The sequence below is a fragment of the Nitratidesulfovibrio oxamicus genome (genome assembly GCF_015731765.1).
Classification (GTDB): domain Bacteria; phylum Desulfobacterota; class Desulfovibrionia; order Desulfovibrionales; family Desulfovibrionaceae; genus Cupidesulfovibrio; species Cupidesulfovibrio oxamicus.
This window is the reverse complement of record NZ_VRYY01000808.1, coordinates 1-10744: the sequence shown is the minus strand read 5'-3', so window position 1 is coordinate 10744 and position 10744 is coordinate 1. Positions and strand designations below refer to the sequence as shown.

The 10744-nt window shown below is 65.8% G+C and carries 9 protein-coding genes, 1 tRNA gene and 1 pseudogene; 8 read left to right on the top strand and 3 right to left on the bottom strand.

Features of this window, described 5'->3' with window-relative positions; genetic code table 11:
- Positions 1 to 70: 70 nt before the first annotated feature.
- The 3 genes and pseudogenes from coaD to FVW20_RS18970 form a co-directional block, all read right to left on the bottom strand.
- A pseudogene (gene coaD, locus FVW20_RS18980) lies at positions 71 to 601 on the bottom strand (pantetheine-phosphate adenylyltransferase); the annotation flags it as partial.
- Positions 577 to 1149, bottom strand: coding sequence for a 16S rRNA (guanine(966)-N(2))-methyltransferase RsmD (rsmD, locus tag FVW20_RS18975; protein WP_196610789.1), 573 nt, complete (start codon positions 1147 to 1149; stop codon positions 577 to 579). The gene rsmD and the pseudogene coaD, both read right to left, overlap by 25 nt.
- Positions 1150 to 1258: 109 nt before the next feature.
- Complete coding sequence (locus FVW20_RS18970) at positions 1259 to 2869, bottom strand: MBL fold metallo-hydrolase RNA specificity domain-containing protein (RefSeq protein WP_196610788.1); 1611 nt, start codon at positions 2867 to 2869, stop codon at positions 1259 to 1261.
- Positions 2870 to 3220: 351 nt separating this feature from the next.
- On the opposite strand from FVW20_RS18970, the gene FVW20_RS18965 reads away from it, so the two are divergent.
- The 8 genes from FVW20_RS18965 to FVW20_RS18930 all read left to right on the top strand — a co-directional run.
- On the top strand, positions 3221 to 3877 hold the full coding sequence (locus FVW20_RS18965; RefSeq protein WP_167126458.1) for an LOG family protein: 657 nt from the start codon (positions 3221 to 3223) through the stop codon (positions 3875 to 3877).
- 287 nt (positions 3878 to 4164) lie between these two features.
- On the top strand, positions 4165 to 4596 hold the full coding sequence (gene tadA, locus FVW20_RS18960) for a tRNA adenosine(34) deaminase TadA (RefSeq protein ID WP_196610790.1): 432 nt from the start codon (positions 4165 to 4167) through the stop codon (positions 4594 to 4596).
- A gap of 247 nt (positions 4597 to 4843) precedes the next feature.
- Positions 4844 to 4937 (top strand) — tRNA-Ser (locus tag FVW20_RS18955).
- A gap of 109 nt (positions 4938 to 5046) precedes the next feature.
- Complete coding sequence (locus tag FVW20_RS18950) at positions 5047 to 5535, top strand: hypothetical protein (protein WP_196610787.1); 489 nt, start codon at positions 5047 to 5049, stop codon at positions 5533 to 5535.
- A 517-nt stretch (positions 5536 to 6052) separates the two neighbouring features.
- On the top strand, positions 6053 to 7453 hold the full coding sequence (locus FVW20_RS18945; protein ID WP_196610786.1) for a sigma-70 family RNA polymerase sigma factor: 1401 nt from the start codon (positions 6053 to 6055) through the stop codon (positions 7451 to 7453).
- Between the two features lie 133 nt (positions 7454 to 7586).
- Complete coding sequence (locus FVW20_RS18940) at positions 7587 to 9722, top strand: molybdopterin-containing oxidoreductase family protein (protein WP_196610785.1); 2136 nt, start codon at positions 7587 to 7589, stop codon at positions 9720 to 9722.
- Between the two features lie 11 nt (positions 9723 to 9733).
- Positions 9734 to 10291 (top strand): 4Fe-4S dicluster domain-containing protein, encoded by a 558-nt coding sequence (locus FVW20_RS18935; protein ID WP_196610784.1) that lies wholly within the window; start codon positions 9734 to 9736, stop codon positions 10289 to 10291.
- Between the two features lie 144 nt (positions 10292 to 10435).
- Positions 10436 to 10744 (top strand): HPP family protein (locus FVW20_RS18930; RefSeq protein WP_196610783.1); only part of this gene is annotated, 309 nt, incomplete at its 3' end.

Here is a 10744-nt window from a genome sequence, read left to right as displayed (position 1 = left end):
CAGCCCCGGCCAATCCGCCCGGCCCGCCCGCGCCACCTTTGCCGCCAGGCCCCCCCGGCCCGCCCAGCCCAAGGTCGATGTCGTCGCCCAGCGGGTAGGGATAGCCGTACTTCTCGCGCAGCTTGCGGTAGATGTTTTCCGGCACCAGCCCCTTGATGTCGCCGCCCAGGCTGGCCGCCGCCTTGATGATGGTGGAGCTGATGTACAGCCACTGGTAGTCCGTCATCAGGAACACGGTCTGGATGTGCCGCTTGAGCTTGCGGTTCATCAGGGCCAGCTGGAATTCGTACTCGAAGTCGGACACCGCGCGCAGCCCGCGCAGGATGACGTTGGCCCCGCGCCGTTCCACGTAGTCCACCAGCAGGCCGGTGAATGGCTCCACGGTGATGGAGGGATGCCCGGCAAACACATCCTCCGCCATGCGCACCCGCTCGTCCAGCGAGAACAGCGGCGTCTTCGGCGTGTCGGCGGCCACGGCCACCACCACGTTGTCGAAGATCTGGCAGCCCCGGCGGATGAGGCTGACGTGCCCGTTGGTCAACGGGTCGAAGGTGCCGGGGTAGATGGCAAGACGCCCTACCCGTTCTCGCGCGTGGTCCATAACACGATCCTTGTCTGTCCGTAGGTCCGGTCCACGATGGGCACAAGCGCCGCGTTTTCCCGTTCCGGGTCCAGCGGCAGGCGCGCCTCCACCTCCACGGCCACGATGCCCCCGTCCGCCAGCCAGCCATTGCGCACCGCGTTGCGCAGCGTGGGCGACAGCTGGCCCGCGCCGTAGGGCGGGTCTATGAACACCACGTCAAAGGTGGTGCGCGACCGGCGCGCCAGCAGCTTGTTGCAGTCTTCCTGCACCACCTGCCAGCATTCCTGGGCTATACCCAGCGTCTGGGCGTTCTTGCGGATGAGTTCCGCAGCCTTGGGCGCGGTTTCCACAAACCACGCCTCTGCCGCGCCCCGGCTCAGCGCCTCGAAAGCCAGGCTGCCGCTGCCTGCGAACAGGTCCAGCACGCGCAGGCCGGGCCAGACCACCCCGCGCGATTCCAGCATGGAAAAGAGCGCCTCGCGCACCCTGCTCATGGCGGGTCGGTAGCCCGGCCCTTCGGCCGTCTTCAGCACGCGGCCGCCGTATTCACCTGCGATGATGCGCATGAAACTCCTGAATCCGCTAAACGTTCATACGCCCGTGCGGGCTGGCGGGGGCTAGGCAGAAACGCTCACGCCCCGCAGCCCGCCAACGGGCAAAAGGACAATCTTGAACCTATACCTGCGACAGCAGGCTCAGAATCTCCCGGTTCAGGTCGGCCACCCGGTCGCGGATGTCCACCTGTTCCACCCACGGGCGGGTTTCCACCCCGGCCAGACGCTGGCGCAGCATGGCCACCTTGGCCTCGGTGTCGCCCAGCAGAAATTCCCAGTCCACGCGCGGGTGGGCGCGGCTTTCGTCGGGCGCGGTCAGCATGGTGCGGCCCGGCTTAAGCGTCACCTCTTCCATGTAGGTGGGCACGTGCACGGTAAGACCGTAGCGATCGTGCAGCTTTTCCGAAAGGGTGGTCTGGGCCTTTTCTTCGCCGTGCACCAGAAACACTTCCATATCCTTGTGCTGGAAGGCGCCCACCCAGTCGAGCAGGTGGCTTTGCCCGGCATGGGCCGAAAAGCCGCCGATGGTGAACACCTTGGCGTTCACCGCCACGTCTTCGTTGAACAGGCGAAGGGTCTGGGCGCCGTCCACTATCTTGCGGCCCGGCGTGCCAACGCCCTGATAACCCACGAACACGATGGACGCCCCCTGCCGCCACAGGTTGTGGCGCAGGTGGTGCTTGATGCGTCCGGCGTTGCACATGCCGCTGGCGGAAATGATCACCGCCGAACCCTTCATGCCGTTGAGCGCCTGCGATTCCTGGCTGCTCAGGGTGTAGCGCAGGTTGGGCAGGGACAGCGGGTCTTCGCCGCGCGCGTAGGCGGCCTTCAGGTTGTCATCGTAGAAGCGCGGGTGCTTGCGGAAGATTTCCGTGGCGCGGATGGCCAGCGGGCTGTCGATGTACACCGGCATGTCGGCGGGCAGCTTGCCCTCCTGCCACAGCATGTGCAGGGTGTACAGCACTTGCTGGGTGCGTTCCACAGCAAAGGCGGGAATGATCACCTTTTCGCCGTGGCCGTGGCTGTAGGCGATGGCTTGTGCCAGTTCGGCGCGGCTGTTCTCGGAATCCTTGTGGTCGCGGTCGCCGTAGGTGGATTCCATGAACAGGTAGTCGGGCCGGGCGGGGTGGTCGGGGTCGTTGACGATGAGCTGGTTGGGCCGCCCCAGGTCGCCGGAAAACACCAGCCGCGTGGGGGTGCCGTTTTCCGTCACCTCTATTTCAAGGAACGCGGAACCCAGGATGTGCCCCGCGTCCTTGTAGGTGACGCGGATGCCCGGCGCGGGCTCGAACGGGGCGTTGTATTCCACGGGGCGCAGCCTGCGCACGGCGTTCTGGGCGTCGGCCATGGTGTACAGGGGCTCCACCGGCTTGCGCCTGCCGAAGCGGCTTTGCTTGCGGGTTTCCCACTCTGCTTCCATTTCCTGGATGTGTGCGGAATCCTGCAACATGATGTCCATCAGGTCGCGCGTGGGCGGGGTGCAGTAGATGTCGCCCTTGAAGCCTTCGCGCGTCATGCGCGGCAGAAGGCCGGTGTGGTCGATGTGCGCGTGGGTGACGAGAAAGAAGGCGATGTCGCCGGGGCGGTAGATGTCCGTATCGACGTTGCGCTTTTCGATTTCGGAGTTGCCCTGATGCATGCCGCAATCGATGGCGAAGCGGGTGCCGTTGGCTTCCAGCATGTAGCACGAGCCGGTGACGGTCTGCGCGGCTCCCAGAAACTGTATGTTCATGCCGTTCCTCTGATTCCGGTGAGTGGTGAAGGGCGCGGATGGCGTACGCTGTGGAGATGCCGGAAGCGCCAATTGCGTTGGGTTGCGTCGTGGCGCGCGTCGGGATGCGTCAGGGTGGACGAGGACGCCCCGGGCGCTCCGGCTGGCATGGCCGTTGCGCGGGGTACGCGGGACGTGCCGGACCCGCGAGGCTGGACGGTACCACGTCGGAAAAATACGCCAGTCCGGGCCAGTCCGCCAGTCCGCCAGTCCGGGGGACAATCACCCCGCACGCCAACCCAGCAAACGATTCCCAAGCGTTGCACGGGCTGCGCGGAATCCGTATAGTGCGCAAAACTCAAGGAGTGTGCAATGGGTTCTTCCAAGCAGTACGTGATTGACAACCTGTCCATAAAGGAGTCGTGGCGGCTCTTCAAGATAATGGCCGAACTGGTGGACGGCTTCGAAACCCTGAGCGACCTGGACCGCTGCGTGTCCATCTTCGGGTCCGCGCGGGTGAAGCCGGACAGCCCCCTGTACGCGGAGACGGAAACCATTGCCCGCAAACTGGTGGAGGCCGGGTACGGCGTCATCACCGGCGGCGGCCCCGGCCTGATGGAAGCGGGCAACAAGGGCGCCTTCGACGCGGGCGGCACGTCCGTTGGGCTGCACATTCACCTGCCCATGGAACAGGGCGCCAACCAGTTCGTGAAGACGCGCTGCGACTTCCGCTACTTTTTCGTGCGCAAGCTGATGTTCATCAAGTACGCCATGGCCTACGTGGTCATGCCCGGCGGCGTGGGCACGCTGGACGAACTGACCGAGGCCTTCGTGCTGACGCAGACCCACCGCATCAAGCCGTTCCCCATCATCCTGTACAAGAGCGACTACTGGAACGGCCTGCTGGACTGGATTCGCGACAAGATGGTGTCGTACGACTTCATCCGCGAAGAGGAAATGGAACTCTTCACCGTGCTGGACACCCCCGAGCAGGTGGTGGCGTACATCAGGAAGCACGTGATCATCTAGGGGCGGCCCTCCAATTGTCTTTTTGCCCGTTGGCTTCGTCAAACTTCGCCTGCCATGTCGGTCGAATACGATAAGAGTATACTCCCTCATGGCAGGCTTGTTTTCCTTGCCAACGAACAAAAATCCTAATTGGAGCGACCGCCCTGAAACGCCCTGCGCAGAGAACGACGCCCATCTAACGGAGCACATAGTTGACCGACGACGCCTTCATCCTGCCGCCCTATGCCCTGCGCGGCCCGGCTGGGCCAGTGCCCCCTGCCCCGCCCGGCTGGACGTGGGATGCGCTGATGGATGCCGCCATCGCACAGGCCCGCATGGCTGCGGATCTTGGCGAGGTGCCCGTGGGCGCGGTGGTGGTGGACCGGCAGGGGTGCATCATCGGCACGGGGCACAACACCCCCGTGGCCACGCACGACCCGTCCGCCCACGCGGAAATGGTTGCCCTGCGCGAAGCCTGCCGCAGTACCGGCAACTACCGGCTGGACGGCGCGGTGCTGGTGGTGACGCTGGAACCCTGCCTGATGTGCGCCGGGGCCATGGTGCATGCCCGCGTGGCGGGCGTGGTGTATGGCGCGCCCGACCTGAAGGCCGGAGCCGTTACTTCCTGCCTGGACGCGCTGGATCAGCCCTTCCACAACCACCGGGTGTGGCACATGGGCCATGTGCGCGCGGCAGAGTGTGGGGCGCTGTTGCAGGACTTTTTCCGGGAGAGGAGGTAGGGGCGAGGGGGAACTGGATGCCCTGCAATCTGCCATGCTCATCGGAAATGGTGGAAAGGCGAACCGCTTCGCATAGGTCGCGGGTTCGAATCCCACCCTCTCCGCCACGAAAGTTCCCCTATCTGCGCGGTCCGGAAAGAACGGCCAGTCACTGCCTGCTCACGCCACGCTCGTCTTGGGGCTTGCATTCCATCCGGAAATTTCCTAAAAGGTCACTCCGCCACGGGCAAGCCCCGGTTGGCAACGCGGAGAGGTAGCGAAGTGGCCGTAACGCGCTCGACTCGAAATCGAGTTATCGGTTAGTAGCCGGTACGTGGGTTCGAATCCCACCCTCTCCGCCATATTTCAAGGGGTTGGACACAGTCCGGCCCCTTCTTTTGTTTTGAAGTCAGCCAGCGGGAGCGCGGCCGCTTGCGCCGCTCTCCACCAGAAATACCAGCCGGAGCCAGCATGAACGTCTTCCACCTTGCACCGCACGACCTTCTTGAAGAAGGGGCCATTCCCACCACCTCCAAGGGCATGGACAAAGAGGACGAGCACACCCCGTGCGCCTTCGTGGAGGTGCGACGGGAGGCGGGCTACAGCCTGTACGTCCAGTGCTTCACGGACAGACCGGGCACGCGCGGGATCATTCCCGCCGCGTGCAAGAGCGGCAGCGCCGCATGGACGGCGGGTGACAGCCACTACCTCACCAACCGTGTCTGGATTTTCACCGACGCCATGCGCGCCAACGCCATGAGCAGTGCTGGCGCGGGCCGGAGTGACGGCACAGTTCAGAATGACGGCGCACAACAGGCCGAAGCCCCCAAGCCCGATGCCGTTTCCACAAAGGGCATTCAGGCCATCGCCAAGGAATGCGCGGAAGCCCTGAAAAAAGCACGCCGCCTGGCCGACTACCACGGCTTTGGCGAAGACATGGAAGACGAGGAACTGGACTGATCCAGCCCCCCCACGCGCACCAGTCTCCACCCACGAGGCCGACCGGACCCGGTTGGCCTCGCTTCGTTTCGACCTTGCTCCCCTTCCCCCTCCCGTTCCTCCCGCCCCCTCTCCGGCGGTGTCCGCTTCCGCCTCACCTCGCTTCAACCTTGCGAAATAGAGCGGCCCTGACCGGGCTCCCCCACACCGCCCTGCCCGGATTCCACCGCGTCCGGCCTCCGCCCCCCGTGTCACTCGTGCCCACTCGGCCTCGTCTGGACTCTGGCCTGCCCGATTTGCGCCCCCATCTGCCTCATATCGCTCCCGCTCCCCCCTCTGCTGCGCCTTCCTCCATCCCCCCACCATCTCCCCCTGCTTTCACACCCGTCACGCCTCCCCCCTCTCCGCACACCCGGCCTCCCCCCACGTCTCCCCAACCCGCCATCCCCGCCATTTTCTAACGGAATTGACGCCACACGCCTTCGCATCCATGCTCGCGCCCTGCCCCAGAACCCGCATGACGAGGAAAAGGTGCCCCATGGGCATCCCGTTCTCCCTGGCTTCCATCGTGTGCATGGCCCGCCGGGGCGATGCCGATGCCTGGCGGGCGCTGGTGGCCCGGCTGACGCCCTGGGCGCTGGGCCTGGCCCGGCGCAAGCTGCCGTGGGCCTCCGATGCCGAGGACGCGGTACAGGACGCCTTTCTCACCTGCTTCCGCAAGCTCGACTCCCTGCGCTCGCCGGACGCCTTCCCCTCGTGGTTCGCGGCCATCCTCACCACCCACTGCCACCGCATCACGGCCAGCCGCCCGGCGGCCATCTCGCTGGAAGCGCTGGATGACAACGCCCTGCTGCCCGCCACGGGCAGCACGCCGGAAGACGAAGTGGGCACCGCGCAACTGCTGGCCGCCTGCGATACCGCCCTTGCCAACCTGCCGCCGCATCTGCTCGACGTGAACCGCCTGCACATCCGCCACGGGCTTTCCATCCCGCAGGTGGCCGCCGCCTGCGGCCTGCCCGAAGGCACGGTAAAGAAGCGCCTGTTCACCGCCCGCCCGCTGCTGCAACAGCAACTTGCCCGCTTTCGGGGCGACCTGCTGTTTCGCGTGGGCTACCTGCCCGTCTCCGACCACCTGCTGGCCATGTGCGCCGACCACCTGCTGCGCGGCCGGGGCCTGCCCCTGCTTTCGCGCCGCTATCTTTCGTGGGCCGTACTGGCGGACGACCTGACCCATGGCCGTCTGGACGCCGCCTTCATCATGGCGCCGCTGGCCCTCAGCCTGCGCGGCGCGGGCGCGCCCCTGCGCTACATCATGGATGGCCACCACGAGGGCAGCGCGCTGTCCCTGTCGCGGCTGGCGGGACGACGCAGGGTCATGGGTCTGCCGGGGGCGCTTTCCACCCACCGGGTACTGCTGGCCCATATGGGGCAGGAATGCTCCGGCGTCTCGAACCTGCCCACGCTGGTCGTCAATCCTTCGTCGGTCATCACCTCCATGCAGCACAACGAGATCGGCGCGTTCTTCTGTGCGGAACCATGGAGCACCAAATGCCTGCACGAGGGCGTGGGACACACCGTGCTGCGCTCGGCAGACATCCTGCCCCGCCACCTGTGCTGCATCCTTGTCGTGCGCCAGCCCTTTGCGGACAGGCACGGTCAGGTGGTGGCGGACTACGTGCGGGCCCTGCTGGCCGCACGCGACAGGGTGCGCCGCGATCCGGCCTTCGGCGCAGCCGTGCAGTCCGCCCTTACCGGCGTGGATGCAGGGGTGGCGCGGCAGGTGCTGGAGCGCGGCGCCATAACTTTCGACGACCTGGAACCGGACGCCCCGCGCATGGCCGCCTTTGCCCGGCTGGCCGTGGACGCGGGCGTGCTGGCGGAACCCGCGGCCCTGCCGGGTTTTGCCTGCCCGGATTTTCTGCCCGCACCCGCCCCTTAGAAAAACACGCGTTCCGTTCTTTTCATGCCTGTTTCGGGAACCTTTTTCGCTCCCGCCTGCTCTGTCTTGATGAAGACCCCGGCATGCGCAATGGCCCGACTGGCCATTCACACCCAGAACGGAGGCAGGCAACATGAGCGAAAGCAAATGGATTCCCACGGTTTGCTACCAGTGCAAGGCGGAATGCGCCATTCTTGCCCGCGTGGAGGACGGCGTGGTCAGGGAGGTGAAGGGCAATCCGCGCGCACGCGGCAAGATGTGCGTCAAGGGCATGGCGGGCATCACCACGCTGTACTCGCAGGAACGCCTGAAGCACCCCATGAAGCGCGTGGGAGAACGCGGCGAGGGCAAGTTCGTGCGCATCGGCTGGGACGAGGCCATGAACATCATGGAAACCAAGCTGCGCGAACTGCGCAAACGCGGCGAGGGGCACAAGTTCACCTATTCCATGTTCCCGCATTCCACGTCCGACCCCAAGTGGCGCTTCGTCAACGCCATGGGAGGGTTCATCACCACCGGGCTGCCGCATTGCGATTCGGCCAAGATCATGGCCCACCTGCACACCTTCGGCTGCTTTCCCAACCACCACATCGCGCCCATGTACTACACGGTGCCCAAGGGCGGCGTCATGATCCTGTCCGGTCGCCATCCCTTCGGCTGCCTGGACGACGCCTGCGTCCCGCGCGACATCCTGGACGCCAAGGAACGCGGCGCAAAGCTCGTGGTCATCGACCCCATCTTCCGGACCGAGGCAGGCAAGGCCGACTGGTGGATACCCATCAGGCCGGGCGGCGACGCGGCCCTGTTCCTGGGCATGTGCAACCACCTGCTGACCAAGGGGCTGCACGACAAGGCCTTTTGCGACAAGTGGGTGCGCCCCGGCGACATGGACGGGCTGATGGCCTTCATCAAGGACAAGACCCCGGCGGCCATGAGCAGGATATGCGACGTGCCCGCGCGCGACATCGTGAAGCTGGCGGAAATGTGCGCCGCCGCGCCCAGCGTGTGCGTGGATGCCTTCAAGTCCATCATGTACGGCAACGCCATGGACTGGGGCCACGCGTGGTCCATATTCCTGGTCATCACCGGCAACCTCGACAACCCCGGCGGGCAACCCATGCCGGAAATAGCCCCCATGGCCCCGGTACCCCCCGTGCCGCCCCCGCCCAACCTGAAGGAACTGGGCTACCACCGCACCGGCCCCAACCGCAGCCGCTTCGACCACTACACCTTCTTCCTGCAACCCACGTGGTACGCCGCTCAGGCCGTGCGCGAAGGCAGCCTGAAGGTCTTCTTCGCCTCCGAATGCAACCCCGCCCTGTCGGAAATGGGGTCCGGCGAATGGCGCGAAGCCATGACCCTGAAGGACCGCAACGGCAACTACGCCCTCGAACTGTTCGTGCTTACCGAGATCATGCCCTCGGAAACCATGAAGTGGGCAGACCTTGTCCTGCCCGACCAGACCAACTTCGAACGCTGGGAACTGCTGTACATGCCCTGGTGGTACAACTTCGGCCACACGGCGGCGGTGTGCCAGCCCGTGGTGAAGCCCGTTGGCGAATCGCGCCACGCCAACCGGGTGATGATCGACCTCGGCAAGCGCATGTTCCCCGAGTACTTCGCCTTCAAGGACGACGTGGAATACTACGACATCGAGCTTTCCGGCATCGGCATGTCCATGCGCAAGATGCTGGACGGCGGCGCCATCTGGTCGCCGGGCACGGTGGGCTTTCGCAAGTACGAGGACGCCGGGCGCTTCAACACCCCCAGCGGCAGGATAGAACTGGAATGGAAGATGTATGGCGACATCGGCCAGCAGTGGCCCAGCCCGGAACTGCCCCTGGAATTCCGGCGCAATGCGGACAAGTACCCGTTCATCCTCGTCAACTTCCGCACCATCTTCCTCAACAACACCGGGGCATGGTCGCAGAACAACGCCCAGTTGCGCGACCCGGTTTCCGGCATCGACGCCAACCCCGTGCTGCTCAACCCTGTTGATGCCGCCCGGCTGGGCATTGCCGACGGCGACATGGTCACCGTGGCCTCCGCCACCGGTTCCGTGCGCCTGCCCGCCGCGCTTACCGAGCGCATCAAGCCGGGCTGCGCCGGGCTCATCCACGGCTTCGGCCAGACCATGGGCAAGGTGGCGTCGCGCGGCGCGTGGGCGGGCGACAACGAACTCATCGCCGATGCGGGTTCGCATCTGGACGAGCAGGACCTGCGCGGTGGCGAGGCCCACGTTTCCACCCGGGTGAAGATCACCAAGTAAAGGAGCCAGCCATGAAACAACTGAGCATCATGGTCGACCTCGACCGCTGCATCGGCTGCAAGACGTGCATCGTGGCCTGCCGCAACCACCACGGGCTGGTGAACCATGAAACCGCCATGCCGGAAGGCATGAGCCACTACCTGCGCGTGGAAAGCGAGCTGACCGGCACCTTTCCGAAGCTCGCGGAAGACAACTGGGTGGTCATGTGCCAGCAGTGCAGGAAGCCCCCGTGCGTCAAGGCCTGCGCCGCCGGGGCCATCAGCAAGGACGCGCAGACCGGCATCGTGCGCATCGACCGCGAAAAGTGCACCGGGGCGGGCACGTGCATCGAAAAGTGCCCCTACGGCGTCATCCAGTTCAACGCGGAAGGGCGCTTCGCCCACAAGTGCGAACTCTGTTACGACCGCGTCGTGCACGGGCAGGAGCCGGTCTGCGTGGAGGTCTGCCTGGCGGATGCGCTGCGCTTCGGCGAGCGCGAGATACTGCTGATGCAGGCCGAAGCGACGGGCAAGAAGCTGCTGAAAAAGCGCAGCACCCAGTCCATCCTGTACGTGAAGCGCGCAGACTGAACCGCCGGGAACCGGCACGCCCGCATGGCGTGAACACAGTCCACGACAGGGGCAGGCCAGCCGCATGCCCCCGTCACGCCCCCCGTCACGCAGGGGCACGCCAACGTCACCGGTCGGGCCGGTTCCCGCGCCACGGAGCACGCCATGGTGCAGTTACGGTTGAACTCGCCGTGCAAACGCGAATTCGAGCGCGACGTCTACCGTCCGGGGGTCATCTCGCTGACCCGCCTGACGTGGGGGTCGCTGGGGGGCGGTGTGGCGCTGGCGGCCATCGCCCTGCTGTCCACGGGCAGCGGCGTGGCGGTGCTCTACCCGCCTCTGGCGGCCACCTGCTTCATCAATGCGGCCTGCGTGTATCTGCGGGTGGCCCGACCGCGCCCGGTCATCGCCGGGCATCTGGTGTCCAGCGTGGCCGGGCTGGTGGCCATGTCCGCCGGGGGGGCGCTGCACGGC